Source organism: Streptomyces sp. NPDC091287, from assembly GCF_044768525.1.
Lineage (GTDB): Bacteria > Actinomycetota > Actinomycetes > Streptomycetales > Streptomycetaceae > Streptomyces.
On sequence record NZ_JBIVUV010000012.1, the window covers coordinates 176193 to 202670 of the forward strand.

A 26478-nucleotide genomic window follows, 5' to 3' on the forward strand; every position below is an offset into this window, starting at 1 on the left:
GGGCTCATGCCGTTCGACAGTCCACTCCACCCCGTCCAGGACAAGCCCGGCCCCCGGAGCGAGATCAAGCGCCAGCGGAGGATTCACAGGGCCTCACCTGCGGGCTCGACCAGCGATCGGTCACTCAGCGGGACAGAAAGATCGATACCGAGCGAACGGTGCCAGAGCTGGTGCAGCAGTTCCGCCCGAGCGAGCGCCGGAACCGTGGAGGTAGCCACGAGTTCCCCGAACGTCACCCGGGACCGAGCCCGTTCCAGGAGATCCGCCCGCAGCCCGAGTGGATCGAGTAGCGGGCGGCGCTGGCAGGACAAAACGTCCAGCCCGGTGAAGACCTGTCGTCTCCAGCCTGCGGCCACTACGTATTCCCAGCCGCAGGCCAGTGCCATCTCAAAGGCGGCGGCGAACGACTCGACGTCCTTCGCGCGCACCCGGTCGAGCGGTCGGACATCGATCAGACACACCCCGGCCCGGGACAGCACCAGGAAGTCCGGAACGTGGACGCGCGGCCCGCCGCCGGTCCGGAACTGCAGCTTCAAGGGCTGTGGGACCACCTCCCGCACCTGGCCGGCGAAGTCCAGCGCAAGCAGAACCTTCGCTTCCTCCAGGCTCTCGAAGCCGTGATGCCGCCCTGTGCTGACCATGTACTGAAGCCCGGGCCGATGGCGCTGCCGCCGATGCCACGAGAACCAGCGGACCGGCCCGACCCCGGGAAGCTGAACCTGGGCAAGGTCCCGGACCGGCACGATCAGTTCGCCGCCTCCGAGGTTCAAAGTGACCGCCCAGCGACGAGTCCAGCCATCCGAGAGATCCAGATCTTGACGTCCAGAGACAATCGATGCCCGTATGAGCAGGTCGTCCCAGCGGCAGCGGTGTGACCACACCGCCCCCGCCTCGGGGACTGCCGCATGCAGCAGTCCGTACTCATCGGCCATGCCTTCAAGCAAACGCCCGCCCACGGCGCCCGCACCAGCACGCTTCGAAATTGGTGACAACCCGACTGCGAACATGAACCTTGTGACAACTAGCCCGAGCAATTAGTGACAACTACCGCTGCGAACTCGACCGAGCGGACCAGGTCAGCTCCACCGCTCGGTGACAGTTATCGCTGCGAGTCACACCCGTGCTCACGCTCTGTGTCCGTTCTCAGTAGACGTGGCAAGTCCCAGCGCTCCTGGCGAACGACTTGGCGGAGTCCCGGCGAAGCTGGCCAGCCTGTTGTCCCGCCTCGCTGAAACCGGCGGATTCCCACTCGTTCTCGTTCGCACTGTTGGGTTCTCTTTGCGTAGCGCTCTGAGCGGCTGTCCGCTCTAGCTCCAGTGGCTGGTCAGAGCTCCTGTGGATCAAAATCCAAGTGCGTATGAGCTGGTTCCCACTCGTATACTCGTGCGAGCTCATGGAGGGGGAGGTGGAGACAGTGAAGCTTGCTGAGGCACTGGCAGAACGTGCGGAAGCGACGCGCCGTGTAGAACAGTTGCGAGCGCGCGTCGTCAGCAGTGCGCGGTACCAGGAGGGGGAGACGCCCGCCGAGGATGCCGCCCAGTTGCTGGCTGAGGCCGGTGAGGTGCTGAGCGCTCTGGAAACGTTGATCCGGCGGATCAACCGGACCAATGCCACCGTGGAGATGGGTTCGGACGGCACGCTCACCGATGCCCTCGCACGCCGCGATGTCCTGCGGTTGCGTCACTCCGTGGTCACCGCGGCGGCGGACGCGGCGGCGGGTAGCGGCGAGCGGGGATACGGCCGACAGCTTCGGTCCGAGCTGATGATGCTTTCCGCGCTTCCGGTGGCGGAACTGCGCGGTCAGGCGGATGTTCTCGCGCGGGAGATCCGCGAGGTCGATATACGGATCCAGCGTACGAACTGGGAGGCGGATCTGCTGGACTGAGTAGTCCAGCAGGCGGGGACGATGTGGAGCAGGTAGCAGCTTCGGAGGCGTGCACACACCGAGGGCCGGCGGTTTTCCAGCCCACTCCTGGCGCGTGAAGAGCAACGCGGGGGTTCGACTCCCTATCAACAGTGCAGCTCAGCACGGCGTACAGGTAAAGGTGCACATCGCACAGCACATCACCACGTGCAGATCCGAAGCGGTGAGGGCGGGTTCGGGGCTTTCCACATCGCAACACCATGGACAACGGCGATCCGAGCGCAACGGGGGCGTGCGAATGGCTGATCCGTACATCATTCTCAACGAACTCGCCCAAGCGCTTCGGCCGATGTCACAGGGAATCGAGTGGTTCGAGGGCCTCTCGACTGAGGAGCAGTCCAACACCCTGCGCCTCCTGTCACATTTCTGCATTCAGGCCCGCGCCACCGCCGAGGACGGCCCGGAAAGTATCCGACGCGCCGGACTTCGCGCCACGCACACACCGGCAGTTCTGATCACACGGGGGCGGATCGACCAGCAACTCGGAAAGATCGCCAGTCTCACCCCGCACGACGAGCGCCTCAAGTCATTCCGGCTACTGATCGCGGTGCTGGCCGTCGCCGACGAACGCCGACGAGAGCACTTCTGCTCCGACGGTTGCGGCCACGCGTGGCATCGCCTGTCTGTCCACACCCCCGAAGCCTCGGCCTGATCCCTCGCGCTTTCGCGCCTACCGGACCAGTGGCCGGAGGGGAAACATCGCGCTCAGTCTCGGCAGTTTGCGCATCGCGTCGTCTTCGCATCGCACGTCCCACTGCTCGCCGCGCGGCCCTCGATTGCCGCCTACAGCGCCCTCCTCGGCTTCGACGGCTTCATAGAATGCGTCGACGCAGTAGTCATCCGCACGGGTGAGTAGTCCATACGCCTCCATGGCGACGTAGTCGAGAGACTCCCACTCCGGCCAGTCGTCGTTCCAGAGCTCCCGAGGGCGACCCACCAGGCACTGAACCTCAGGGGTATCGGCCAGAGAGTCGGGATCGATCACTGCCCGCACGAAGGCTTCCCGACCGATCCCCACCATCCACAGGCCGAAGTAGCAGAATCCGTCGTCCGAACACCAGCCGCCGAAGATCCGCTCCGCAGCAGCCCAGAGATCCCAGGTGAAGGCTTCGTGCGTCACTTCGTCCAGGCGAACCTGGAACTGCACGATCTGTGTCAGCGGCCTCCGCGACAACTCGTCACGCAACCACGTCAGCCGTTCGTCCCGGCCCCGCGTCTGCCGTCGGCACTCTTCGATGAGCTTCCAGAAGGAATCGATGTCCACGGCGGCACTGTGCCAGGCACCTCTGACACCGCAGGGTCGCCGAACTATGTTCGAGCAGTGGAGAACACGGAGATCATCATCAAGCTCACCTCTGATGAAGCGCTGGTCCTGTCGGACTGGCTGGAGCGAGTGCAGATGACGGACCTCAGCCGTCTCGTCGACGACGAGGCGGTCTGGGCACCCATTCATAGGCTGGCCGGAACGCTCGACAAGTCCCTGCCTGGGATTTTCGCAGCGGACTATGGCGAACGCCTGGACGCGGCGCGTCGCAGGCTTCGACCCGCCTCAGACGACCTCGCCAGTGATCATGAAGACTCTGACTGAGCTGGCTCGCAGCATCACTCACATGAGGGGTTTCAGCCCAAAACTTCTGGTGGATTCCCATTGATTCTGGACAGTGAAGTCCATGGGGTTGGGTGGGACGAGTGATACGGCACCGCTGGACGTGGGCGGATTCGAGGTCGGTTGGCGGGATGCCAAAGGTGAACACCGCCGACCGCTGAATGAGGCGGAGGAGGTCGAGTTCGAGACGGGACTGCCAGTCCGTGGCTTCCCTTCATACCGCGGCCAGCGGAACTTCCCGGGCCTGTACTGGTCGGCCACAACAGGCGGGCATGTGGGGTTCGAGTCGTGGCTGGAGCGGGATCACGCGATGCTGCTGGACTTCACACCCGAGGTGACTGGTCTGCTGTCGCAGCCGCTATGGCTGTTCTGGCAGAACGACAAGGGCCGGGCAATCTCCCACGCGCCGGACTACTTCGCACGCTTCGACGACGGCCGGGGGTTGCTGGTGGACTGCCGGCCTCTGGACCGGGTCGACGAGCGGTCGGCGGCCAAGTTCGCCGTGACGCGGCTGGCTTGTGAAGCGGTGGGCTGGGGCTACCGGGTGGTCGGGATAGTGGACCCGGTCCGGATGGCCAATGTCCGCTGGCTGGCGGGGTATCGACACCCTCGGCATGCGACTACCGCCGGGATGGCCGAGCGGCTGATGGCGGCGTTCTCGGTGCCCTCACCGCTGGTGGGGCAGGCGTCACTGTTGGGTGACCCGATTGCGGTGCTACCAGCGGTGTTCCACCTGCTCTGGGCGGGGCGGCTCCGGGCGGACCTGGCCAAGCCACTGACGGACACGACGCTGGTGTCGCGGGCGGAGGCGTGGTGAGCGGACGGGCGGCGCTGCGCGTCGGCGACCAGGTCCGGCTCGACGAGCGGCTGCACACCGTGGTCGGGTTGTCAGGGACGCTGGTGCGGCTGGCCGACGAGGCTGGGCGGGCGAGTCTTGTGCTACTGCCTCACCTACTGGCCGCCGAAGGCTTCGAGTTCCTTGGTCAGGGGGACGGGTCACCGGTAGTGGCGCCCTTCGCGTTGCTGGACACCGTTCCGCCGCTGGAGGCAGAGAAGGCCACCGCCTGGGAACAGCATCTACTGGAGCTGGAGTCCGGGCGGCAAAGCGGTATCGGAGCCGGGGCGGGGCCGCGGCCGGAGTACGACCCGGCCAGGCATACCTTGGAGGAGCGGATCGCCGCGAAAGCCACCGAGTTGCGTGCCCTGGGCTGGACGGTGAGCGCGCGGACGGTCGAGAGGATGCGGACCCGCTACCGGGTTCAAGGGGTCTGGGGGCTGGTCGATCACCGCAAGACCCGTCTGTCCTCGCCGACGGGTCGGGCTGATGACCGGGTGGTGGCAGCCGTCGCGGAGGTGCTGGCCTGCCAGCTGAACGAGTCGACTGGGACACGAGGCCGGGTGCGGCGCCGGGTCGAGGCCCTGCTTGCCGAGCAGCACGGGGCCGGGGTGGTGCCGATGCCGTCGAAGACGACGCTCTACCGGCTTGTCGCGGCAGTGAGCGCGGGCACGCACGCCTTCGGTTCGGCTGCTTCCCGCCGCTCCCAAGCTCGTCGGCCCGAGGGAATGTTCACGCCGTCCGCGGCCTGCCGACCGGGCGAGCTGGTACAGATCGACACGACTCCACTGGATGTGCTGGTGATCCTGGAGGACGGGGTGAGCGGTCGTCCGGAACTGACTATCGCCGTTGACGTGGCGACCCGGACAATCTGCGCGGCGGTGCTGCGGCCGGCGGGCACCAAGGCTGTCGATGCGTCGCTGCTGCTGGCGAAGATGCTGGTCCCCGAGCCGCTGCGGCCGGGCTGGCCGGAGGCCCTGGCCCTGTCGGCGACGCTGATTCCGCACGCCCGGCTGCTGGACATCGACGTCCGGCTGGAGCAGGCCGCCGCGAAACCGGTGGTCGTCCCGGAAACCATCGGCATCGATCACGGCAAGGTGTTCGTCTCCGACGCGTTCATCGCCGCCTGTCGGTCGCTGGGCGTCTCCGTGCAGCCCTCGCGGCCCGCCACTCCGACGGACAAGGCCATCGTGGAGCGGACGTTTTCCTCCATCAACACCCTGTTCTGCCAGCATGTTTCCGGCTACACCGGCTCCAACACGGACCGCCGCGGCGCGGGTGTCGAGGCGGTATGGACGCTCGCGGAACTCGATGACCTTCTTCAGGAATGGATCGTGGCCTGCTGGCAGCAGCGGCCGCACGACGGGCTTCGTAGTCCGTTCCTACCCGGCCGGTCGATGTCACCCAACGACGCGTACGCGCTGCTCGTGGCCCGCACCGGCTACGTCCCGCTGCCGCTGAGCGGTCTCGACTACCTCGAACTGCTGCCAGCAGTCTGGCGGTCGGTGAACGAGTACGGAATCCGTATCGACCATCGCACCTACAACTGCCTGGAGTTGGCTCCGCTGCGGCGCCGCCCTTCGGGAGTGGCCGCGAAAGGCGGTCTCTGGGAGGTCCACTACGACCCCTACGACCTGTCTCAGGTCTGGGTACGCGACGCGCGCACCGGAGAGTGGATCACGGTTCCGTGGACACACCGGCACCTGGTCTCGACACCGTTCGCGGACTTCACCTGGCGCCGAGCCCGAGACCTGCTTGCGATGCGGGGCCAGGACGACACCAACCAAGCCGCCGTGACCGCAGCCGTCGACCAGTTGCTGACACGGGCGGAAACCGGGCCGGACCGCCGTATCGCGGCCCGTACCCGCGCCGCCCTGGAACCCGCCCGGTCCGTCCCTGCGCTGCCGCAGGCACCAGCTTTGGAAGACGCCGAGGACGAGGCCACCGTCCCGGAGCAGACGTCGAACGTCATTCCCTTCGGCGTCTTCGACGCCTTCACCGACGGGAGCCGCCTGTGAGCGAGGCTCCGCCACAGAACATCGCCAACCCGCAGATGTCACTGACCACGAAGGAAGGCTGGCGAGCGTTCGTCTACGAAAACCCGGATCCCCCGCCGTCGCTCCCGTCTGGCACCGTCCTGGACGAGGATGAGCTGGAGTCCTACAGGGAAGCGCGGATCGACTACCACACACGATCCGTCATCGTGAATACCCCCACGATCCGTGGCGTCGTCACCACGGGCCGCAAACGCATCGTGCTCAACCGGCACCAAGTCTCCGCCCGTCGCGGCCTGATCGTGTCCGGTTCGGCCGGCACCGGCAAGACCACAGCGATCACCCAGCTGGGCAAGAACGTCGAACAGATCACCCGGCGGCGCAACCCCACCGCCGTCGGCGGACTGCCGGTCGTCTTCGTCACCGTCCCCCCGGCGGCTACCCCGAAGATGCTCGCAGGCGAGTTCGCCCGATTCCTTGGCATCCCGCTGGAGCACCGCATGAGCCAGGTCCAGATCACCAACGCCGTCTGTGACCTGCTCGGCAAACTCGGCACCACACTCGTCCTGGTCGACGAGATCCACAACCTCGACCTGACCACCCGCAATGGAGCCGAGGCATCCGATCAGCTCAAGTACCTCTCGGAACGGATCGCGGCCACCTTCGTGCTTGCTGGTCTCAACGTCGAGACGAGCAGCCTGTTCCAGGGCACTCGCGGACAGCAGATCGCCGGCCGCTATACGGTCATCCCCTCCCGACCCTTCGGCCACAAGAACCGCGCGGACAAGGAGAGCTGGCAGGCCCTGGTGGTGACCATGGAGAACTCCCTGCGACTACACGCCCATCGTCCCGGCACCTTGGTCGCCATGGCCGATTACCTCCACGAGCGCACTGGCGGGCTGATCGGCAGCCTTTCCCAGCTCATCCGAGAAGCCGCAGTCGACGCCATCGACAGCGGCACGGAAAAGATCACCAAGCGCATGCTCGACGAGATCGAGCTCGACCACGCTGTCCAGAAGACCCGGCCCGATCGCCCCCGAGCCAAATACGCCCGCAGGCCGAAGGCGGCCTGAGTAATGGAGCCCAGGGAAGCCCCGGTCAGGCTCCTGCCTCTTCCTCTGCCACCAGTCCACGGAGAAGTCTTCGGCTGGTACTTGCACCGCCTCGCCGCCGCCAACAACGTGACGGCGGGCCAGCTGGCGAAGACTCTGACACCATTCAAAAACGCGCAGGTTGGTAAGAGGACGGACACGCTTTGGCGCTGGACTCCGATGGTTCTGCCACGGCTGGCCACCCTGACGGGCCTTACGCCCGAGACCCTCCGGATGCTGCTACCAGCGATCGCCCGGGTTGAGGCGCGCACCACAGGTGAGGTAGTCCGCTACCGTCGGCATCTCTACATCGCCTGCTCACACTGCATGCACCGCCGCGGGATCACCAGGCCAGTCCTCGCCCATCGTCCCGCAGATCTCCAACTCTGCCGCCGACACGGCATCTGGGTGGACGGCAACCGCCACTACCGTGTCGGTCACCTACCAGAGCTCGGTACCGCTGAGCACCGACATCGACGGATCGCCCGGCGCTTCCCCGACACCCTGGAAGCAGCGACGAAGGAAGCGCAGCACTTGGTCCGCTCATGGCTCCTGAACAAGAAGCAACCTCATCTGCTCTCACGCTGGAACGACCGCCTCGCCCAGCTTCCTCCAAAGGAAGCCATCTACGGGAACATCATCAGGCGACGCGTCGACGAGCGGGAGTACATCGCCACCTATCCAGAGTTCGTCACGCTGCTGGGCATGCTGGCCGATCCTGCTTGGCGGGCACTACGGGAACCTGGCCGATGGACGAGCCTCAGCCAGCACCGGCGCACCATCGACTCCGTCTACACAGAGGCCGAGCACCGGCTGAACGTCCCCACTCTCCGCGAGAAGCTCCGTTCCCACGCCTTCTCCAACGACCCCCTCTTTCGCTGGACCGACTCCCTGGGACGATCGCTGATGCTGGTGACGACGCCGGACGACTACGACGCCCTACGGGATGAGTCCCACCAGAACTGAAAAACACCAGGCCACGGCCGCGCCGTCCGACAGAACAAGTGGGACGGTCTCAGCTCGCGCTCAAGCAGGCGCAGCAGCGCCCAGATCCACTGGGCCGCCCGGCTTCCAACCCGTCCCAGCAGAACTGACAAGGACCAGGTCAGAGGCACCACCTCGATCCAGATCTTTTGGGAACGGACAACTGAGCACGATAGGTGTCGTATTTGCGCGACAGCTGTCGCCTTCCAGGTCCAGTCGGAAATTGTGGGGCGGTTTCGGGTCGCGGAGCCATAGATTGGCGCTATGCCCGATTTTGCGCATGACGAGGCCACGGCCTGGCGCGCTCTCGACGTCATCGACCAGCTGCTGGCCGCCCGCGACAGGATGGCCTCCGGAGTGGGCGGCATTGGCTTCCTCCGCGAACACGAGGCGGTGGCACCAGTCGCGTGGAGCTGGTGGATGCTCATTTCGGCCTCCGCCCGCGTGGTGGCGGAGGCGGCCAAGAACGGTAACGGGTTCGTCGTCGCACCGGTGATGCGGAACCTGATGACGCACGCGGTGGCGATGGCCTGGCTCGTTGACGGCGGCGACGCCGCGGTGCAGGCCGTTGACGCCTACAGCGACGACCAGCTCCTCAAGCTGATCACTAACGCGAAGCGAGCTGGGTGGGATGTCGAGGGAGACGAGGTCGAGGCAAAGGTCCGTGCCGCTGTCGACGAACGCACCGCCCACCCGGCCCCTGAGGTTGTCCGGCTGACGAACGAGATCCGCAACACCGCCGACCTGATGGCGGCATTCGGAGAGCAGGAAAGCTATCTGCCCTACCGGCACCTCAGTTCCTACTCCCACACCACACGAGAGACAGCGCAGCTGTATCTCCATCGCACACGGGCCGGCGGCTGGGAACTGCGGAACAAGCCCAGGGAGAGTGGCCTGAACGACGTCATTTGGACGGCCGTCTGCCTGATCCAGGCCGGCCGGATCCTTAACTCCATCCTCAGCGAGCAGTTGCTGGCCGAGGAGCTTGACCAGGCCACCGCGCACCTCGGTATCTCTGGGGACATCGTCCCTCGGCGTCGCCTTCGCCGGGACGCCGCCAACTGACGTGGGCGACGCCCAGCTTCGCCGAGCAGGAGCCGATCCCTTCGCCACGGCGGGATAGCGCCAAATCGGGGCATGCATATCGACGCCACCTCACCAGCAGACCCCGAGTTTGCGGCAGACCAGTTCAGCGAACCAGCGCTCGAAGAGGTTGAGCCACCCTCCAGCCGATTCGCCAAGAATCGGGCCGTCACTTGCGCACGTCTCCCGCGAGACACCCAGATCGAGCGCCGTGCGGTCGTCCTGCCCGGCGCGGGTGCGAGCTGCGCGTTCGCCCGACCCTCCGCACATGCCAGCACGATCCTCGACCGCAACACCAACGCCTGAGACGCCGTCCGCTTACACAACCAGCCACGCATCACCTGGCGTTCGTGATCGGACAACTCCAGCGACAACGGCTTCGGACCAGGCACCACCCCATCCTGTGACCGCCCTTGAACTTTGGACTCAGGACACTAGCGCGTGAGGGTGCCCAGGACCTTCCCGAGCGTGATGGCCACGTCGAAGTCCCGATCCCATGTGAGTGCGACGAGGTCGTCGAACTCCGCCTCAGGGCGGAGCAGATCGAGGACGTCGGCTTCGAATACTGAGCCCGGTTCTGCGAGGGCGAGCGCCTCGTCGTGGAAGCAGCGGTACGTGTTGCGTGACCGGAACATGACCGAGTACCCACCGTCTACGAGCTCTCCCACGGAGACATCCCATTTCGCTTCAAGCGCCTGCAGTGTGCCGGCGACGCGGTCGGCGTTGAGCGGCTCGGTCAACAGATCCACTCCCACCGCTTCTCGGGCCGAATCCAACGGAAGCGTCTTGTCCCAGAGCACCGAGAGGTGGCGCTCGAAGCCGATGTCCTCGCGAACTGCTTTGTCGAACTCCAGGTAGTCGGTGTCCAGACTCGTACGCATCCAGCGGGCGATCCAGAGGATCGGGGCGTCGATCAAATTCGCCTGCAACGAGCGATTACCTTCACCGTAGACAGATTCACGGATGCTCGTCAGCAGCTCTTCGCAGTGGTAGGCCTTGCAGAACCGGAACAAGTGAGCCGACCGCCGTGGCAGACCGCCCCAGCGCGAAGACCGAGGGAGGGGGAAATCAGCCAGAATCGCCTCCAGCTCGCGTTGTAGTCCCGGCTTGGCGGCCGACAACACGAGAGCGTCGTCGTTCTCGTCCCACCGCCCGGCGCCCTCATAATCGAATTTCGCCTTACACAAGGCATATACAACGGCTTGAGCACACGTATTGAACAGCTCCGTGCTCACCCGGTACGCAACCTCACAGTGATAGTTGAGGTTAAAACGGTCAAGCTCTCCGTCGGCGACCCGCTCGAAGACATGCTTCGCCGACAGCACATCTCTCGCGGCACGGCCAAGGACCCGCTCGACCTCGCCGGACGAGCTGTCGGCGGACGCTTCGTCGGGGCGCAGATCATCGGAAATCTCCTCGAGTGCCGAGTCGAGCCGCTGAAGGGTTACCCGAAGCATGCCGCGTACGGTGTCGATGCGGAGCCGCTGCGCCTCATCTTGGAGCAGCATCTGTTCAATGATCAGGTCGAGGTCGGCCAGGAAGGGATAGCGGTCGCGCACCAGCGCGTGTCGTCGACCTCGGGCGTTCTGCTTCGTGAACATCTCGGTTATGACGAGGCCGAGCGCAAAGATATCCGCCGGCTTGCCGATACCGAGGGCATTGTTCCTCACCATCTGCTCAGGAGCGAGGTAGTTCCGGTTCACTAGGAGGTCCCCGCGATTCGTGAGAGAGGAGTCCTTGAAATGCGCGATGCCGAAATCGGCCAGGACGAGCCGACGCGCATCAGGGTCGACGAGGACATTCTCAGGTTTGATGTCGCGATGCACTATGCCGTCGCCATGCACATATGCGAGCGCATCGCAGAGCTGGCGCGCGTAGTCGACAAGCACGTCAGCATCGGTTTCGTCGTTGATCACGTTTCGCAGCGTCATCGGGTAGAAGTCCATGACGTAGTAGAAGAAGTTCGCGTCCTCTGAACGCGCGTGGATGCTCACGACGTTCGGGTGGCTCGATGTCTGCCCGTACTCGATCTCCTGCTTGAAACGCTTGTTGCGAGCGGAGTCCGCGTCGCGGTCTTTCTTAATCCGTTTGACTGCGAGCACCTGACCGTCGGGTATACGGCGGACCTTCCACACCACGGCTGATCCGCCCTCTCCCGGAGCAGAATCGCGCTCGTAAGTGACTCCGTCGATGATGAACGGTTCGTTCTTCGGCATGAACCCACCCTACTGACCGTGGAGGCGGTGACACCGGCCAATTGCCACCAGGACCAGAGCATTCTCAGGCGGGGCGACGTAGGTGCCCACCACTTGCGTACCGTCTCTCGCGAGACACCAAGTTCGTCAGCTATCTGACTGGCTCTCGATGCGACTGACCTGATCAGGGCCAGGGTGAACCGCACCGGGCACCATGGGGTGTTCGTAGTCGAACTCCACCTTGCCGAAGGAGTCGCTGGTGGTGGGCGGGGGGTCGTTGTCGGCGATGATCAGTTGCAGACGTTCGCCATATGCGTCAGCCAGCGTTCTGAATCGACTGTAGATCTCGGCCGCGCGTTGCCGGTCGGAGTCGTTATTACCGAAGGCCTTGCGCGGTGAATCGATCACGAGAAACGATGGAACGAGGACGTCGGGGTGGTCGAGCCCGAAGGCAAGGAGCGTGAGACTGTAGGCGAGGTTGACGGAGGTGGCGATGCCCCCGCCGGAGGCCTGCAGGGTCTCGAAGGGCCGTCCGTTGACCACCGGCAGATAAGTGTCACGGTCGATGACTGCCGTGTCGACCCAGGGCAGGTTCCAACTGGTGAGCAGTCGGCTGAACTCGGTGCTGAGGTCACCGACCAGAGTCTGGCTAGCCTTGAGCTGCTCGGACTTCTCCTTGATGTCCTTGTTGACCTGCCGTCGGTCGGCCTTAAGCGAGCGGATGTCTGCGTCGATGGTGCGCACCCGTGCCCAGGATTCGCGCAGTTGGGTGATGGCATCAATGCTGGCCTTGAGCGAGGCGACGCGGGAGCTGGCCTCGGCGATGGCGTCGAAGCGCGGGGCGACCGCGTTGCGGGTCTGGGCGTCGAGCTCTCGGCGCAGGCTGGTGACGGCGAAGCTGAGTTGCTGCAAACGCTCCTGGACGGTCTGCAGGTGCGCCTCGTCCGACTGCTGGATGCGCTGTGCGTCCTCAAGCTGCTGCTGCAGGGCCGCGCGTGTCTCTTCGATGGCAGCCGGATCGATGTCGGCCTCGACGGGGTCGGGTTGGAGACAGACGAGGCAGTGTTCGTCCTCGACGGCCCGGGCCGCCAGCGACTGCATGCACCGTGGGCAGACGACGAACTCGAAAGGGGAGAGCTGGTCGATGGCTGTGACCGACCGTGCGAGACGGGAGAGGTCGAGCTGTACCTGAGCAACGACGGCATGCCGCGCCTCCACGAGGTCGGCGGCCGCGGACACCTCTTCTTCGGTCTGCCGCGCGGCGCGGATGGCGTTCTGCAGCTCGTCACGCACCGCGGTGTCGGCGGCGGTCTGTTCCTGAAGTTCGGTGCGGAGGCTGGCCAGCGCGGACGATGCCCGCTCTAGGGTGTCGCGCAGCTGAGTGAGTTCAGCCCGCAGTTCGTCGTCACTGCGGGGGTCGGAAGCTGCCAGGAAGGAGCTGACGTTGTCGTGCTCGGCGGTTCTGGCCTTCAGTGTGTCCAAGAGCTGATTCCTGGTGCGCTTGAGCTCCATGAGCGCGCTGTCGGTGAGCCCGAACATCAGGCGGAAGAGCTCTCTGCGCTTGGTCTCAAACCAGCTATCCAGGTGACCGACAACCTGACGGTCGATCTCGCGGGCCTGGAGGTAGACGTAGGCGTACAGATCGTTGAAGGTGAGGTTCTGCGGCCGCGCTGCTCCTTCTCGTCGTGCGGCGATCTGTTCGCGCGGGAATCCGAGCTCGTCCAGGAGATGATCGGAGAGCGTGGTGACGCCTTCCGAGGCCCGCAGAGGAAGGGTGCGTTCCAGAGCGAGGGAGTGTGGATCGAGGAGATCCACAGTGTCGGCGGTGTCTCCCTCGATGGTCCGCCTGAGGACAACACGTTCGTCGCCGGCCACGACCTCGGCCTGGACCGACAGGACGTGGTCGCGGACCGCCGGGGTGAGCATGGCGCTGCCGCCGAGGGCGTGCTTGAAGAGCATCAGCAGACTGGACTTGCCAGTGCCGATGGGGCCGGTGATCACGGTGGCCGGACGGTCGAAGCGGTAGGTCTGTTCCGCCTCGGCGGTGGTGACGGTCAAGGCCACGATGCGCAGGTGGACGGCCATGTCAGATCTCCGTCCGCCAGGGCCGGTCGACGGCGTCGGGCAGGCGGTCGTAGATGAGGTTTTTCAAGGCCGATCCTGACTTGTTGAAATGCCGCTTTAACAGCTTGATGCGGCTGGCGACAACGTCCCACTCCGGGGTTGCAGCAAGAGAGGCCGCGGCCGCGGTGCCCTGCGGCGTGGCACGGAATTCGGCTCTGGCGCTGTTGCTGTAGACGATCAGGCCGCGGGCGGCGAGTGAACCGAGGACGCTGTAGTAGCGCTGGTCCCAGGGCCCGTACTTGTAGCGGGTCATACGGCTTTCGACCGCCAGGCGCTCGGGTGGTGTGGGGGCGGTTCCTGCCGGCCACGACGCTTCGCCAGCAGGCAGGAGGCGTTCCAGCATCGCTGGATAGTGCAGCAGGAAGTCGAGTTTCGCGAGCTTTGTCAGACCGTCGAGCCCCCCTTTGGGGGTGGTGAACTGCGAGATGAGCAGGAGAATGCGCGCCTCGTGGTAGTGGACCTCACGTTGCTCTGCCTGCCGCCGCTGCGTCCGCATGCGCGCTGCGGCGGTCTCGAAGTCGGCGCTACGGGTCATGAGGCTTCCTCATCCGTGTTGAAACTCTCGGAGAAGAAGAAGAGGCACTCGTCGCACAGCTGGTAGGCCAAGCCCCGCAAATGCAGGTTGCTGAGCAAAAACGGCGGCGGCGACGGCAGAGCGTCGACCTTCAGTCTCTCAACCAGCAGGTCGTTCATCTTGTTACCGAACTCGCTGCCCTCGGCGACCTGGGCGCGCGCATGGCGTCGGCACTCGAAGGCCATCTCCAGCACGTCCATGGACAGATTCAAAAGGTCGGTTTCATCCCCGGCCAGGCCGGAGCGGCGCTCGGACCAGGTCGTGTACCACGCGGAGCGGAGCCGTTCGGCGAACGCCGCCTCGTCCGAGGGCACCAGGCCCCGGCGCAGCTTGCGGCCAAGCTTTGCTCCTCCCGGTGCCAGCACGGGCACCTGACCGCGGGGGAACGTGGGCAGCTGAACCGTCGTGTACGCGATCGACTGGCGGACGATCTCGCGGGTGATACTGCGCCGGCCGATGCGCTGTTGCATCCGCGTGCTGTGACGGACGCGGCTCGGGTCGGCGATGTAGACAGCAAGCTGGCTGCGGTCGCTCTCATCACGGTTAGCACGCTCGATCCGATCGACGACAGCCCGGTACGTGCTCTCAAGGTCGACATGCGCGAGCTGTAGTTGCTCGACGGCCGGCACTAGAAGCCGTTGGATGTTGACGTCGGTGATGTGCGCTCGCTGGGGTGGATCGCAGGAGATCTCCAGGACTGCGAGGAAGCGAAGGACCCTCTCCACGAACCCCGTTGGCACCTGGACGTCAGCGAGCTTGCTCACCTGGGGAGTGTCCGGGACGTTGGGATAGGGCTGTTTCCAACGGACTTTCAGCATCTGGCGGGCGATTGTCTCCGCCATAGAGGACAGCCCATCTGTGAGTTCCGGCTCCGGGCCGCACATCCGAGCCAGCGTGCCGGCATTACCCTTGGTCGGACTCAGCGCCGCGTTCGTGGCCAGTCTGAGTCGAACATTGGCGGCACACTCGCATGCGCACCAGCGGTCAAAGAGGTGGGTCAGGCCGCCGCTCTTGCACAACTCCGTAAGCGACCAGGTGCCCTGATTTTCTTCGCGATGCTTGACCGATACCAGTTCCACGGAACCATCAGCCCACGCCACGACGAAGTCCTCGTGCCACTCGCAGACGACGAAGTCAATTGAGTCCTCCGTGAGCATGGCGAGACACTCTCGGGCAGCTACCTCCGCCTGGTACCGGTAACGGCCCAGCGTGTCCGAGCCGCTGTCTTCTTCCGGAGCCAGTTCGAAGATGGCGTGCGGTGAACCGTCCGGCCTCTCCGGCTCGGCGGACGCTCTAGCGCCTCCAGCCCCAACACCCGTGCCCGCCGTGTCGACCATCGACGCCCCCGATCCGGCCCCGTATCAGGGCACGTCCCCCGCCGCTTCCATCCCGGCACCGGGAGTGAAGATCCCTACCTTTATCACACTCCAGCATCGCTACGTAACATTCCGTCGCAGCTTGGTGCCTTCAGCAGTCGCCGACCGCAGCCCTCATGGGCGTTGAGATCCAGGCAACGCGGCACAAGTAGGCGCTGAGGGCACGGTCGGCATCGCGAAGTCTTTGAACGAGCGGGGTCATCGACTCTCTCGCCTCGCAGGGATCCGACGCTCGGAGCAACCGCGTCGCGATCTGCAGAACCGCGCCCGTTGCCAAGGAATCGGTCGGCGGCGCGGTGTAGGGCTTGGAGGTCTTCTTCTTCCCGGCGGTGTTAAGCAAGGGCTGAGCCTCCGCAGCGCGGGAAGCATGCTCGTCATCGAGCACGGCGGCCAGGAACGATGTGCTGGCGCCCGGGCGTGCTTCGGGCCAGGTTCGGAAGATCATGGCGACCGTCGCGCGCAGATCTGCGAAGTAGTGGGCGACGGGGACCGGCGCCCCCGCGCTCGTCGTGCTCTCAGGGCCTCCCGCAGCGAGCAAGCCCGCAAGGTGTCGTTGAACTTGGACGAGCACGGCCATAGTGGCCGAATCGAGTTTCCCGACGGGGGCGCTTTCCCGGCTCAGGTCGGCTCCGCAGGCATGCGCGGGATGCTCGGCCGGTTCCGAACGCGCCTCAGCCGACCGGCATTGCCACGGGTTCAGAGCATCGTCCGACAGGCGGGCGATGGCGCTGCCTGCGTGGGGGGCTGCGCAAGTGCGCCGCAACCGGGGCACTGGTGGGCGAGGAGTCGTTGGTGTCGGACACATAGGAAGGTCACCGGAAGGCGCCACAGCCGTTGCCAAGGACCGCCGTGCCGGTCCTGGATGGGGGTGCCGTTCCCGGCAAGGCAGGGAGGACAGTAGCGCGTGGAGCGGGTCAGCACCCACGGGTTGTCGTAGATCATCCGGGCTGGGGTGCTGCGTGGCGTGAACGCGGGGTCCAGTGGCCCATACCGCTGCCCGAGCGGCACGAGGAGCATGTCGGCGACCTCGGCGGGCATCAAGAGGGTGGCGCGGGCAAAGGCCGCGAGGTGGGCCTCGTCCGAGTGGCAATGGAAGCTCAAGGGCAGGCGGGTAGGTAGACCAGGACTACCCCCGGGCGCCAGGCCGGTGCGGAGCAGGATCTCTGCGGGGGTGGTGCCCAGTCGATGAGCCAGGCGAAGCACGAATCCGGTGAGCGTCTCGTCGTGACGCGGATCGAGGCTGCGGGGCAGGGAGCGCATGATCAGCCGTTTCGTGGGCCGCGGACGTGGATCTCGAGGTTCGGAGTGTCCGATGCCTCCTTTGCGACTCCAAGCACTTGCTGCAGCCCAAGGGATGTGCCGGGGAGGCGTGCGAGGCGTCGGAAGGTGTCGCGGTTCAATGCAAGGGCGGTGTCGTAGAACGGGCGTAGCACTCGCTGTGTCCAGTTCTTGTCGCGGGCTTCGAGTACGGACACAGCGATGCCCAGTACCGCGCCCATGTTCTGGGCTGAGTCCATAGGTGAGAGCAGCGAGTTGATCCCGTATGGGCCTTTCGACCCGCCCCGCCGCGTGCGGCGTCGGCTGTCGCGCATCCGCTGCACGGCTTCCCGTTCGATCGCCTGCGCCAGGGCGGGTGTCGCTGCGAAACGGCTTGCTTCCGGCCAGGAGGCGAGGATCAACGTGGCCACCACCCGCAAATCGATAAAGTATTAGGCGACCGGCACGAGTCTGCCGCAACTACTAATGTTTTGAGGCCCGTTGGTGGCCAGCAGTTCGTCGAGGCGGCCCTGGAGGGCCAGCAGCGCCTTGAAGGAGTCGGCGTCCTCCGGGATACAAGCTGGTCCGACGCGTGAGAGGTCGGTCCCGCAGACCGACAGGCGGATACCGTCCGAGCCCGGAAAGGATGGCGATCGGCACTGGGCCGGGTGGAGTTCTTCCATCCCCGGGCGAGCGATCATGCCAGCGCGGGCGAACTGACCAGGGGTGCGGCAAGCAGGACAGACCCGATGGAGGAGCTGCCTGTGCCGAACGCAAGCAAAGACCACCGGCAGGCGCCACGACCGTCTCCAGGCACCGCCATTCAGAGCCTCTTGCGGACTTCCGTCGCCCGCGAGGCAGGATGGGCAGTACTGGGAGGTCCGTACGAGGATCCATCGATTGGGACGGTCCAGCTGGCGGGGACTCGTCCACGGCCGGTACCTCCTGCTCACCAGACCGTATCGATGCCCTATGGGGGCGAGCAGTAACTTGTCGGTCTCCGCCACGGTCAGATTTGCCGCGCGTGCCGCCCGGGCAAGACGTGGCTTGTCCATGTCCACCAGCAGCCAGGGGGAGACGGCGCCGGGGGTCTCACCCAGCCCATCCATCAACCCCAAACGGGCTGCGACTTGCTCCGGGGTCGTGCCGTTGTGACGGGCGAGGCGGAGAGTGAAGCCAACAAAGGTTTCGTCTTCGAGTGGGTCGAGGCTGCGGGGCAAGGGACGCAGGGTCATGCCTCGGCCGCCGGAGGTGTGCCGCGGTCGTCGAGAACCGTGTTGCGCCCTTTCCGGGCCTTCGGGATCCTCCGGGCTGCTTTCGTCCTCGGCTGTGGGGCAGTGTCCACGTCGGGGGATCTCTCCGGCTTCGGCGTCGCGTATGCCGTCCTTGCCGGGGACGTTGCCCAGGTTGATGGCGATCTCGTCGAGGAGGTCGATGGTCAGATTCTCCAAGCCGCTCTCCATTGCCTTGGTCAGCCCGTCCTCGATCAGGCGCCGCAGGAGACCGACGATGCCGTGGGTTCGGCGGTAGAGATACTCGGGCATCAGCCCCTGGGACAGCGTGCCGGGGCCGGCGTTGAAGAGCCGAATCTGATTCTCGACACCGACAAGGTGGTCGATGAAAGCCGCGATGCCCGCGTCACTGCTGTAGTCGAAGGGGTCGAGTGTGACCAGGTCGAAGCGGCGCTCAGTCTGGGTGGAGGCGTCGGGGTTGTAGCTCTTGCCCTTCTTCAGTCATCGCCCTGCGGAGTCCCGCACTGTCCTGCAAAGGCCCGCGCGCCGTCCCGCCCGGCGTCTTCCTGCTCCTGCTTGCGTCTTCCCGGGCCTGCCTGCGTCTTCCCGGGCCTGCTGTGCGTCTTCCCGGGTCTTTCAGCGCCTTCGGCATGCAGTCTGCTCAGCTCCGGTCAACGGCGGTAGTGTCGATCGACGCACCACGTCATGAGGAGAACTGTTGATCGATGTTCAGCGGCTTGCCGTCCTGCGCGAGGTGGCTCGTCGCGGCAGCTTCAATCAGGCGGCCCTCGCACTGCACTGCACGCCCTCGGCCGTCTCGCAGCAGATCGCCGCGCTGGAGCGTGGCCTCGGCGCCCCTGCGGTCGAACGTTCCACCCGGGGCGTCACGCTGACGGACGCGGGCCGCCTGCTGGTGGAGGCGGCGGACTCGATCGCGGCCGAACTGTCCGACACCCAGCGCCGCATCGACAAGTTGGCCGCCGAACGGATCGCGCTCACCGTCGCCACGTTCGCCAGTGGCGGTCGTCGGCTGCTGCCCGCCGCACTCTCCGGATTCGTCGCCGAACACCCGGAGGTGGAGCTGACGATCCTGGAGGCGGAGCCGGAGGAAAGCCTGCCCGGTGTCCGCGAGGGGCGGGCCGATCTCGCCCTCGCCTACCACTTCGACGGCCCGCCGCCCGCCTGGGCCGGCGACCGGTCCGGCCTCGACTGGACGCCCCTCGGTGTGGACCCGCTGCGGGTCGTCCTGCCGCGCGACCACCCCGCCGCGGCGCGCTACCTGGAACGCCCGGAGCCACCGCACCTGGCCGAACTCGCCGATCAGCGATGGATCCTGGGCTGCCGGAAGTCGGCCGCCCAGCTCGTCGGCCACGCCGAGCTGGCCGGCGTCGAGCTGCGCATCTCGTGCACGGCGACGGATTACGATTTCGCCCAGTCGCTCGTCCGCGCCGGCGTAGGCATCGCGCTGATCCCCGAGATCGGCCTGACCCGGCATCCGGAGCTGGTCGCCTTCCCGCTGGCCGGGCCGAGCCCGCGCCGCCACCTGGGGCTGGCCCTCTCCCGCCGCCGCCGTGGGCCCGCCGCCCGCCTCGCCGAGGAGCTGGCATCCCGGATCCCCCAGCCGGGCGGGCCTGAGCGGTAGGCGGGCCCGGTGCGGAACTCGGCTCATCCATACGCGTGTTGGGCCCCCCACTGGGCCCGTGGGCCCCTGACCGGGCAGCCGCCCGGCCCTATCGTCTATGCGGGTAGATCCTTGTATCCACTGATGCCGCTCACCCAGACACCCACGCGCCCACGCGCCCTGACGTCCCACGTGCTCGACCCGCTTCGAGGGAGACATGATGTGCCGATCCTGTGCAACCACCGCCGCGCCGGCGGAGACACCGGCGGACAGGGAGAGCCCCGACCACGGCCTGTCCCGGCGGCGGCTGCTGGCGGGCCTGGGGCTGGGGCTGGGGCTGGGCGGGCTCGGCGTGAACCTCTCGGCCGGGGCCTCCACGGCAGCGGCGGCAGCAGCAGCAGCGGCGACGGCTGCGGCGGCGAAGAACGGGGCGTGGGCCAATCCCGCTCTGGGCCGGTTCCCGGCCGGGGGCCACTACGGCGCACCCCGGGGCGGCGCGTCCCACGCCGGCCAGGACGTCAGCAACTCCACGGGCACCGCCGTCCACGCGGCGGCCGGGGGCACGGTCGTCCGCCGGTCGTGGGGAGGTGGGCTGCCGGGCCGGACCGGTAACGCCCTGGTGATCGCGCACGGCAACAACCAGTACACGTACTACGGTCACCTCAGCGCCTACCAGGTCGCGCTCAACGCCAAGGTCTCGGCCGGACAGCGCATCGCCGACATGGGGGCCACCGGCAATGTGACCGGGCCCCACCTGCACTTCGAGACCCACTCGGGACGCCTCGGCACCACGGTGAACCCGGTCGCCTTCCTGGCCGCCCGGGGCGTGGACCTGTCCGGAGGCTGGTCGAGGATCGACCCGGGCGCGAGCGGCGCCACGGTCGTGGTGATCCAGCACCTGATGAACCGACGCGGCCACGGGCCGGCCGCCGACGGGAGCTACGGCTCCTTGTCCGTCGAGGCGGTCAAGCGGTTCCAGCGCTCCAAGGGGCTGGCGGCCGACGGCCAGGTCGGACCGGCCACCTGGCCCGTACTCGTGTACACGCTGCGGCAGGGGGCGAGCGGGTCCCATGTCCGCGCCCTGCAGACCGCGCTGAACAAACGCGGCGCCCGACTGGCGGTCGACGGCGGGTTCGGTTCCGTCACCACGAGCGCCGTACGCGCCTACCAGAGCGGCAACCGCCTGGTGGCCGACGGCGAGTCGGGCCCGGTGACCTGGCGGGCGCTGACCGGCTGACCGCCGCCGAGTGTGGGACGCACGGTGACGCGTGACGTCCCGCGGGCCGCCCGCAAGGGCGGCAGTGGTCGGCCATGAACGGTCCGGCGGCCGGTTATGGTCGACCACGTTCCTCCGCACTCGGCGCACCCCACCGAAAGCCACCACAGGAGTCCAGTACCAAGCATGTGTACGCGATCCGCCCCCGGCGACGACGGCACTCCGACAGCACCTCCGGCCTCCGCCGACCGCACCTTCGACGCTGTGCTCTGCGATCTCGACAACGTCGTCCGCTTCTACGACACCGCCCCGCTCGCCGCCCTGGAACGGGCCGCCGGACTGCCGGAGGGCACCACGACGGACATCGCCTACGCGCCCGAGGTCGATCTCCCGCTGCTCCTGGGCCGGATCACCCCGGACGCCTGGGTGACGGCCATCGCCGCCGGGCTCGTGGAGCGGGTGGGCGCGGACCGGGCCCGCGCACTGGGCCGGGCACTCGCGGACGCGCCGTTCCGGGCCGACGACGAGGTGGTGGCGCTGCTGCGCCGGGCCAGGACCCACGTCCCCCTGGTGATCGTCACCAACGCGACCCTCCAACTGGACGCTGATCTCGCCCTGCTGGGCCTGTCCGACCTGGCCGACGCGGTCGTGAGCAGCGCGGTGGAGCAGGTGGCCAAGCCCGACCCGGCCATCTACCGCATCGCGGCCGGGCGGGCGGGCGTACCGCCGGCCCGGTGCCTGTTCGTGGACGACCGGCAGGAGAACGTCGACGCCGCCACCGCCCTCGGCATGACCGGCGTCCTCTACCGCGAACCGGCCGATCTGCGAAGGGCGTTGGGTCCGTGCTCGCAGGAGGCGGGGAGCACTGGGGTGGCGGACGGGGCGGCCGACGGGGCGGAGCGGTTCGCCGCCGCCCGGACACGTTGAGCCCGTTGGACCGGGACCCGGAGGTGTTGAGCCCGGTGGACCGGGACCCGGAGGTGCTGTCCGGCGGACTGGTCAACGCCGGGGCCGTCGTCCGTCACGGCGACGCCGTCGAACGCCCCGCCCCACCGCACGCCGCCCTCCTGCACGCCCACCTCCGGGCCCTCCGGGAGCAGGGGTTCGACGGCGTGCCCGTTCCCCTGGGGGTCTCCGCCTCCGAACGCCGCGAGCGGCTCTCGTACGTCCCCGGCGAGGTCGCCGTCGCCCCGCACCCGCCGTGGGCCTGGACGGACGGGGCCCTGCGCTCCGTGGGGGCGCTGCTCCGGCGCATACACGAAGCGGCGGCGGCCGTTCCGCCCGGCCGGGCGGCCGGCTGGCCCGGGGACCTGGCCGACCCGGAGGGGGCGACGGCTCCCGGCGCGGTGGTCTGCCACAACGACGTGTGCCTGGAGAACGTGGTGTTCCGGGACGGCCGCGCCGCCGCGCTCATCGACTTCGACCTGGCCGCGCCCGGCCGCCCGGTGTGGGACGTGGCCATGGCGGCGCGCTACTGGGCGCCGATGCGGGGCCGGGCCGGCCTCGACCCGTCGCACCGTCTGCGCGTCCTGGCCGACGGTTACGGACTCGGGCGCGCGGACCGGGCCGCCCTGCCCCGGGTGATCGAGCAGGCCACCGCGGTGTGCCGGGCGTTCGTCGAGCTGCGGGTGGAACGGGGGGACGCGGCGTACATGGCGGCGTACGAAAAGAACGGGCGCGCGGTGTGGGACCTGCACCAGGCCTGGCTGGTGGATGACCGCCGCGCACTGACCGGGGCCCTGCTCGCCGACTGACCGCCGCGAACCGGCCCACGCCCCTCAACCCCTCGACTCCCCAACCCCGCGACCGCGGTTCCGGCTCCGGTTCAGTCCGACTCCAGGCCCGTCCGCAACTGGACGAACGCCTGCTCGGCCGCCCGTACCGCGGACGCGTGGACCCGGTCCGCGCTCTCCCCCGCGTCGATCCGGCGCCAGTTCTCCAGGGCCAGGATGCGCAGGACGGCGATGATCTGCCCGGCCGCGAGCCGTTCGGGCAGCCCGCCGCCGAGGGCGCGGGCGAGTGCCGCCTCGGAGCGGCCCTGGTAGGCGTACATGCGGGCGACCAGGGACGGCGTTCCGTACAACAGGCGCAGGAACGCCAGCACTTCCGGTACGTCACAGAGTCCGGTCACCGGGTCGTGCCGGTCGAGGCCGTCGAGGAAGTGGCGGCGCAGGGCGTCCAGCGGGCCCTCGTCGGCGGGTCGTTCGGCGACCACCCGGGCGGACTCGTCCTCGTGGTCGGCGAACCGGTGCAGGACCAGGTCCTCCTTGGCGGGGAAGTACCGGAAGAGCGTCGGCTTGGAGATGTCCGCCGCGGCCGCCACCTCCGCCACGGACACCTTGTCGAAGCCGCGCTCCAGGAACATCGTGATGGCCGCGTCGGAGACCGCCTGATAGGTCAGCCGCTTCTTGCGCTCCCGCAGACCGACCGGTGCCGGGGGACGCTCCGGCGCCCGACCCGGGGCCCGAACCTCGGTCCCACTCCCGGACTCGCCCCCGGCTTTCTCTCCGCTCATGACCATGAAGCGTACGCCCCTGACCTCAAGCAGACTTGACGTCGCCACCGGAGACACCGGGAGCTCCGGGAGTGCCCGAGGCGTCATGGGTGTCGGCCGTCCTGCGGATCAGCGCCGCCACCCCGTCCAGCAGCACGCCCATGCCGAAGCTGAACTCGTAGTCCGCCTCGTCCGGCTCGCTCATCACCCCGGTCTCCAGCTGCCGGGTGATTCCGGGGTGCCGCTCGGGGTCGACGAGTCGCTTGAGGGTGCGTTCGTGGGAGGCCATCAACTCCTCGGGCGTGATCCCGCGCGCGGCGACGGCGGCCGCCAGGTCGCTCATCATCAGCGCCTCGCTGCGCACGAAGTTCGAGACCAGCAGGATCACCGAGGTCTTGTCCCCCTCGCCGAGACCACTGTCCCCCAGCGCCTGGAGCCCCTGCTCCCACCACGCGATCGAGTTCGGGGTCGCGGGCGGGCCGCCGATGGGGATCCGGAGCGCCCAGAGGTGGCTGTGGTACCGCTCGCGCTGCGCGGACGCCCATGCGGTGAGCGCCGCCCGCCAGCCCGCACCGGCCTCCAGGGCGGACAGGGGATCCGGCGGGCCGATGGCCGCCTCGTGCATCAGGACGTACAGCTCGTCCTTGGCGGAGACGTACCGGTACAGGGACATCGTGGACGCGCCGAGCTCCTGGGCGACCCGGCCCATCGACACGGCAGCGAGCCCGTCGGCCGCCGCGACGGCCACCGCCGCGGCCACGATCCGCTCCAGGCTCAGGCCGGGCTTCGGTCCCTTGGCCGGGCGGTCCCGCAGCCCCCAGGCCGCCTCCAGGCTGGCCGGCAGATCGCCGCCGCCCGAGCCGTTCTTCTCCGTCACCGCATCCCCTTCGCCCGCCGTCCCGGCCACGCCGCCGTCCTGGCGCCGTCGCGCTCCGCGCCCCCGTGCGCCTTGACCCCATCCTAGAGATGCGTAATGCTTACGCAATAACGCGTATGCCATACGCAGAAGGAGGCCCGACCATGACCGGTCCGACCGGAACCACCGACAGCGGCAGCGTGGGCGCCGCCGACGGCGCCCACGCCATCGAGGCGTACGGCCTCACCAAGTCCTACGGAAAACCCGCCGTCCGGGTCCTCGACGGCATCGACCTCCAGGTCGCGCGCGGCACCGTCTTCGCCCTGCTCGGACCGAACGGGGCCGGCAAGACCACCACCGTGCGGATCCTCGCGACGCTGACCGAGGCCGATTCCGGCTCCGCCCGCGTCGCGGGGTACGACGTCGTCGCCGAGCGGAGCGCGGTGCGCGGGTCGATCAGCCTCACCGGCCAGTTCGCCGCCGTCGACGAGACCCAGACCGGCGAGGAGAACCTGCGGATGATGGCCCGGCTCACCGGGCTCTCCCGGGCCGACGCCCGGCGCCGGGCCGGGGAGCTGCTGGAACGCTTCGACCTCACCGCGGCGGCCCGCCGCCCCGTCCGGACCTACTCCGGAGGCATGCGCCGCCGCCTCGACCTGGCCGCCGGGCTCGTCGGCTCACCGGAGCCCGGGGTGTTCTTCCTGGACGAGCCGACCACCGGCCTCGACCCGCGCAGCCGCCAGGAACTCTGGGGGGTCGTCCGGGAGCTTGCCGCGAGCGGGGCGACCGTCCTGCTCACCACCCAGTACCTGGAGGAGGCCGACCGTCTCGCCGACCGGATCGCCCTGCTGAACCGGGGCCGGATCGTCGCCGAGGGCACCGCCGCCGACCTCAAGTCCCGCGTCGGCGGCCACCGTCTCGACCTGGTCCTCACCAGCAACGAGGCCTACCTCCGGCTGGCCGGCCGGGCCGTCCACCACTCCCCTGAGACCTTGACGCTCGGTCTCCCCACCGACGGCTCGGCGGCCCAGGTGCGCGCCCTGCTCGACGAGATCGACCCGACGGGCCATGAGATCGAACGCTTCAGCCTGCACAGCGCGACCCTCGACGACGTCTTTCTGGACCTGACCTCGAAGGCGCCCACGACTCCGGAGGCATCCACCCATGTCTGACACCGCCGTTCGGCGCGGAACCCCGGCCCGGCACACCGGCGGGGCCGCGCGGCGCCCCAGCCCCGACCCCGGGCCCGGTCCGCTCACCCACACCGCCGTCATGGCCGCACGCGCCCTGCGCATCAGCAGCCGCAACACCGACGCGCTGATCACGTCCCTGGCCCTGCCGATCATGCTGATGCTGATCTTCGTCTACTTCTTCGGCGGGGCGATCGACACCGGAACGGGCTACGACTCCTACGTCATGTACGTCGTGCCGGGCGTCCTGCTCCTGTCCGCGGGGTTCGGCGCCGCGACCACCGCCACCGCCGTCAGCGAGGACATGAAGGGCGGCATCATCGACCGGTTCCGCTCCCTGGACGTGGGCGGTACGCCGGTACTGGCCGGGCATGTGGCGGCCAGCACCGTCCGCAACCTCTGCGCCACCGCCCTGGTCTTCGGCGTCGCGCTGCTGATCGGATTCCGCCCCGCCGCCTCCTGGAGCGGCTGGCTCGTGGTGGGCGTCGTGCTGGTGGCCTACATCGTGGCCCTGTCCTGGATCTCGGCGGCGATCGGCCTGCTGGCCCGAACCCCGGAGGCGGCGAGCGGCTTCACGTTCTTCATGTCGTTCCTGCCCTACCCGAGCAGCGCGTTCGTCCCGACCGAGAACATGCCGGACTGGCTGCACGGCTTCGCCGACCACCAGCCGATCACCCCGGCGATCGAGTCCCTGCGCGGACTGCTGCTCGGCCAGGAGGTGGGCAACACCCCCTGGATCGCGCTCGCCTGGGCCGCGGGGATGCTCGCCGTGGCGATCGGCGTCTCGGGGACGCTGTTCCGGATCCGGACCCGCTGACCGCCGGCT

At 67.8% G+C, this 26478-nt stretch carries 27 protein-coding genes and 1 pseudogene; 16 read left to right on the forward strand and 12 right to left on the reverse strand.

Going from position 1 to position 26478, the window contains the following annotated elements:
- Nucleotides 1-83 precede the first annotated feature (83 nt).
- Nucleotides 84-932 (reverse strand): TnsA-like heteromeric transposase endonuclease subunit, encoded by an 849-nt coding sequence (locus tag ACIQRW_RS21700; protein WP_403762713.1) that lies wholly within the window; start codon nt 930-932, stop codon nt 84-86.
- Nucleotides 933-1414: 482 nt separating this feature from the next.
- On the opposite strand from ACIQRW_RS21700, the gene ACIQRW_RS21705 reads away from it, so the two are divergent.
- Both ACIQRW_RS21705 and ACIQRW_RS21710 read left to right on the forward strand, forming a co-directional pair.
- Nucleotides 1415-1885, forward strand: a complete 471-nt coding sequence (locus ACIQRW_RS21705) for a DIP1984 family protein (RefSeq protein WP_108710717.1) — start codon at nt 1415-1417, stop codon at nt 1883-1885.
- Between the two features lie 277 nt (nt 1886-2162).
- The gene (locus ACIQRW_RS21710) at nt 2163-2576 is read left to right on the forward strand and encodes a DUF5958 family protein (RefSeq protein ID WP_403762715.1); all 414 of its coding nucleotides are present in this window, start codon (nt 2163-2165) and stop codon (nt 2574-2576) included.
- Nucleotides 2577-2594: 18 nt separating this feature from the next.
- Here the strand turns inward: ACIQRW_RS21710 and ACIQRW_RS21715 are convergent, their stop codons facing one another.
- The gene (locus ACIQRW_RS21715) at nt 2595-3188 is read right to left on the reverse strand and encodes a DUF4240 domain-containing protein (RefSeq protein WP_403762718.1); all 594 of its coding nucleotides are present in this window, start codon (nt 3186-3188) and stop codon (nt 2595-2597) included.
- A 57-nt stretch (nt 3189-3245) separates the two neighbouring features.
- Between ACIQRW_RS21715 and ACIQRW_RS21720 the strand changes: the two genes are divergently transcribed.
- The 8 genes and pseudogenes from ACIQRW_RS21720 to ACIQRW_RS21755 all read left to right on the forward strand — a co-directional run bounded on the left by ACIQRW_RS21720 (nt 3246) and on the right by ACIQRW_RS21755 (nt 9823).
- Nucleotides 3246-3512, forward strand: a complete 267-nt coding sequence (locus tag ACIQRW_RS21720) for a hypothetical protein (RefSeq protein WP_127832453.1) — start codon at nt 3246-3248, stop codon at nt 3510-3512.
- A gap of 121 nt (nt 3513-3633) precedes the next feature.
- Entirely contained in the window at nt 3634-4347 is a 714-nt protein-coding gene (locus ACIQRW_RS21725; protein WP_403762720.1) for a TnsA-like heteromeric transposase endonuclease subunit, read from the forward strand.
- Nucleotides 4348-4361: 14 nt separating this feature from the next.
- The gene (locus tag ACIQRW_RS21730; RefSeq protein ID WP_403762977.1) at nt 4362-6383 is read left to right on the forward strand and encodes a Mu transposase C-terminal domain-containing protein; all 2022 of its coding nucleotides are present in this window, start codon (nt 4362-4364) and stop codon (nt 6381-6383) included.
- Entirely contained in the window at nt 6380-7432 is a 1053-nt protein-coding gene (locus tag ACIQRW_RS21735) for an AAA family ATPase (protein WP_403762722.1), read from the forward strand. Before ACIQRW_RS21730 ends, ACIQRW_RS21735 begins: the two co-directional genes overlap by 4 nt.
- Before the next feature lie 3 nt (nt 7433-7435).
- A pseudogene (locus ACIQRW_RS21740) lies at nt 7436-7843 on the forward strand (TniQ family protein); the annotation flags it as partial.
- A gap of 141 nt (nt 7844-7984) precedes the next feature.
- Nucleotides 7985-8416 (forward strand): hypothetical protein, encoded by a 432-nt coding sequence (locus ACIQRW_RS21745; RefSeq protein ID WP_401904565.1) that lies wholly within the window; start codon nt 7985-7987, stop codon nt 8414-8416.
- Nucleotides 8417-8698: 282 nt separating this feature from the next.
- The gene (locus ACIQRW_RS21750) at nt 8699-9499 is read left to right on the forward strand and encodes a hypothetical protein (protein WP_403762724.1); all 801 of its coding nucleotides are present in this window, start codon (nt 8699-8701) and stop codon (nt 9497-9499) included.
- Between the two features lie 72 nt (nt 9500-9571).
- Entirely contained in the window at nt 9572-9823 is a 252-nt protein-coding gene (locus ACIQRW_RS21755) for a hypothetical protein (protein ID WP_403762726.1), read from the forward strand.
- 128 nt (nt 9824-9951) lie between these two features.
- On the opposite strand, the gene ACIQRW_RS21760 is transcribed toward ACIQRW_RS21755, so the two are convergent.
- The 8 genes from ACIQRW_RS21760 to ACIQRW_RS21795 all read right to left on the reverse strand — a co-directional run bounded on the left by ACIQRW_RS21760 (nt 9952) and on the right by ACIQRW_RS21795 (nt 18587).
- A complete protein-coding gene (locus ACIQRW_RS21760; protein WP_403762728.1) occupies nt 9952-11733 on the reverse strand; it encodes a serine/threonine-protein kinase in 1782 nt (593 codons plus the stop codon).
- 126 nt (nt 11734-11859) lie between these two features.
- Nucleotides 11860-13797 (reverse strand): AAA family ATPase, encoded by a 1938-nt coding sequence (locus tag ACIQRW_RS21765; RefSeq protein ID WP_403762731.1) that lies wholly within the window; start codon nt 13795-13797, stop codon nt 11860-11862.
- Nucleotide 13798: 1 nt separating this feature from the next.
- Nucleotides 13799-14371 carry a hypothetical protein gene (locus ACIQRW_RS21770; RefSeq protein ID WP_403762734.1) on the reverse strand — a complete coding sequence of 191 codons (573 nt, stop codon included), beginning with the start codon at nt 14369-14371 and terminating at the stop codon, nt 13799-13801.
- Nucleotides 14368-15747, reverse strand: coding sequence for a dsDNA nuclease domain-containing protein (locus tag ACIQRW_RS21775; protein WP_403762737.1), 1380 nt, complete (start codon nt 15745-15747; stop codon nt 14368-14370). Before ACIQRW_RS21775 ends, ACIQRW_RS21770 begins: the two co-directional genes overlap by 4 nt.
- 130 nt (nt 15748-15877) lie before the next feature.
- Entirely contained in the window at nt 15878-16363 is a 486-nt protein-coding gene (locus ACIQRW_RS21780; RefSeq protein ID WP_403762740.1) for a hypothetical protein, read from the reverse strand.
- A gap of 119 nt (nt 16364-16482) precedes the next feature.
- Complete coding sequence (locus tag ACIQRW_RS21785; RefSeq protein WP_403762743.1) at nt 16483-17046, reverse strand: TniQ family protein; 564 nt, start codon at nt 17044-17046, stop codon at nt 16483-16485.
- Nucleotides 17047-17048: 2 nt separating this feature from the next.
- Nucleotides 17049-17474 (reverse strand): hypothetical protein, encoded by a 426-nt coding sequence (locus ACIQRW_RS21790; RefSeq protein WP_403762746.1) that lies wholly within the window; start codon nt 17472-17474, stop codon nt 17049-17051.
- A 21-nt stretch (nt 17475-17495) separates the two neighbouring features.
- Entirely contained in the window at nt 17496-18587 is a 1092-nt protein-coding gene (locus ACIQRW_RS21795; RefSeq protein WP_403762749.1) for a TniQ family protein, read from the reverse strand.
- Between the two features lie 406 nt (nt 18588-18993).
- On the opposite strand from ACIQRW_RS21795, the gene ACIQRW_RS21800 reads away from it, so the two are divergent.
- The 4 genes from ACIQRW_RS21800 (at nt 18994) to ACIQRW_RS21815 (ending at nt 22866) form a co-directional block, all read left to right on the forward strand.
- Entirely contained in the window at nt 18994-19917 is a 924-nt protein-coding gene (locus ACIQRW_RS21800) for a LysR family transcriptional regulator (protein WP_403762752.1), read from the forward strand.
- A gap of 199 nt (nt 19918-20116) precedes the next feature.
- On the forward strand, nt 20117-21133 hold the full coding sequence (locus tag ACIQRW_RS21805; RefSeq protein WP_403762980.1) for a peptidoglycan-binding protein: 1017 nt from the start codon (nt 20117-20119) through the stop codon (nt 21131-21133).
- A gap of 165 nt (nt 21134-21298) precedes the next feature.
- Nucleotides 21299-22039: an HAD-IA family hydrolase gene (locus tag ACIQRW_RS21810; protein WP_403762754.1), complete on the forward strand. Its 741-nt coding sequence runs from the start codon at nt 21299-21301 to the stop codon at nt 22037-22039.
- 26 nt (nt 22040-22065) lie between these two features.
- The gene (locus ACIQRW_RS21815; protein WP_403762983.1) at nt 22066-22866 is read left to right on the forward strand and encodes a phosphotransferase; all 801 of its coding nucleotides are present in this window, start codon (nt 22066-22068) and stop codon (nt 22864-22866) included.
- Nucleotides 22867-22937: 71 nt separating this feature from the next.
- Here ACIQRW_RS21815 and ACIQRW_RS21820 read toward each other — a convergent pair whose 3' ends face one another.
- Both ACIQRW_RS21820 and ACIQRW_RS21825 read right to left on the reverse strand, forming a co-directional pair.
- On the reverse strand, nt 22938-23633 hold the full coding sequence (locus ACIQRW_RS21820; protein ID WP_403762757.1) for a TetR family transcriptional regulator: 696 nt from the start codon (nt 23631-23633) through the stop codon (nt 22938-22940).
- Between the two features lie 19 nt (nt 23634-23652).
- Nucleotides 23653-24483, reverse strand: coding sequence for a TetR/AcrR family transcriptional regulator (locus ACIQRW_RS21825; protein ID WP_403762760.1), 831 nt, complete (start codon nt 24481-24483; stop codon nt 23653-23655).
- 143 nt (nt 24484-24626) lie between these two features.
- Between ACIQRW_RS21825 and ACIQRW_RS21830 the strand changes: the two genes are divergently transcribed.
- Complete coding sequence (locus tag ACIQRW_RS21830; RefSeq protein ID WP_403762763.1) at nt 24627-25634, forward strand: ATP-binding cassette domain-containing protein; 1008 nt, start codon at nt 24627-24629, stop codon at nt 25632-25634.
- Nucleotides 25627-26469, forward strand: coding sequence for an ABC transporter permease (locus tag ACIQRW_RS21835; RefSeq protein ID WP_403762766.1), 843 nt, complete (start codon nt 25627-25629; stop codon nt 26467-26469). The genes ACIQRW_RS21830 and ACIQRW_RS21835 overlap by 8 nt, the downstream gene beginning before the upstream one ends.
- Nucleotides 26470-26478 lie beyond the last annotated feature (9 nt).

Coding starts and splice junctions, on each gene's coding strand:
- ACIQRW_RS21700 (WP_403762713.1), bottom strand. CDS start 932: ATGGCCGATGAGTACGGACTGCTGCATGCGGCAGTCCCCGAGGCGGGG.
- ACIQRW_RS21710 (WP_403762715.1), top strand. CDS start 2,163: ATGGCTGATCCGTACATCATTCTCAACGAACTCGCCCAAGCGCTTCGG.
- ACIQRW_RS21750 (WP_403762724.1), top strand. CDS start 8,699: ATGCCCGATTTTGCGCATGACGAGGCCACGGCCTGGCGCGCTCTCGAC.
- ACIQRW_RS21755 (WP_403762726.1), top strand. CDS start 9,572: ATGCATATCGACGCCACCTCACCAGCAGACCCCGAGTTTGCGGCAGAC.
- ACIQRW_RS21760 (WP_403762728.1), bottom strand. CDS start 11,733: ATGCCGAAGAACGAACCGTTCATCATCGACGGAGTCACTTACGAGCGC.
- ACIQRW_RS21765 (WP_403762731.1), bottom strand. CDS start 13,797: ATGGCCGTCCACCTGCGCATCGTGGCCTTGACCGTCACCACCGCCGAG.
- ACIQRW_RS21770 (WP_403762734.1), bottom strand. CDS start 14,371: ATGACCCGTAGCGCCGACTTCGAGACCGCCGCAGCGCGCATGCGGACG.
- ACIQRW_RS21775 (WP_403762737.1), bottom strand. CDS start 15,747: ATGGTCGACACGGCGGGCACGGGTGTTGGGGCTGGAGGCGCTAGAGCG.
- ACIQRW_RS21780 (WP_403762740.1), bottom strand. CDS start 16,363: ATGGCCGTGCTCGTCCAAGTTCAACGACACCTTGCGGGCTTGCTCGCT.
- ACIQRW_RS21785 (WP_403762743.1), bottom strand. CDS start 17,046: ATGCGCTCCCTGCCCCGCAGCCTCGATCCGCGTCACGACGAGACGCTC.
- ACIQRW_RS21795 (WP_403762749.1), bottom strand. CDS start 18,587: ATGCCCGAGTATCTCTACCGCCGAACCCACGGCATCGTCGGTCTCCTG.
- ACIQRW_RS21805 (WP_403762980.1), top strand. CDS start 20,117: ATGTGCCGATCCTGTGCAACCACCGCCGCGCCGGCGGAGACACCGGCG.
- ACIQRW_RS21810 (WP_403762754.1), top strand. CDS start 21,299: ATGTGTACGCGATCCGCCCCCGGCGACGACGGCACTCCGACAGCACCT.
- ACIQRW_RS21820 (WP_403762757.1), bottom strand. CDS start 23,633: ATGGTCATGAGCGGAGAGAAAGCCGGGGGCGAGTCCGGGAGTGGGACC.
- ACIQRW_RS21830 (WP_403762763.1), top strand. CDS start 24,627: ATGACCGGTCCGACCGGAACCACCGACAGCGGCAGCGTGGGCGCCGCC.
- ACIQRW_RS21835 (WP_403762766.1), top strand. CDS start 25,627: ATGTCTGACACCGCCGTTCGGCGCGGAACCCCGGCCCGGCACACCGGC.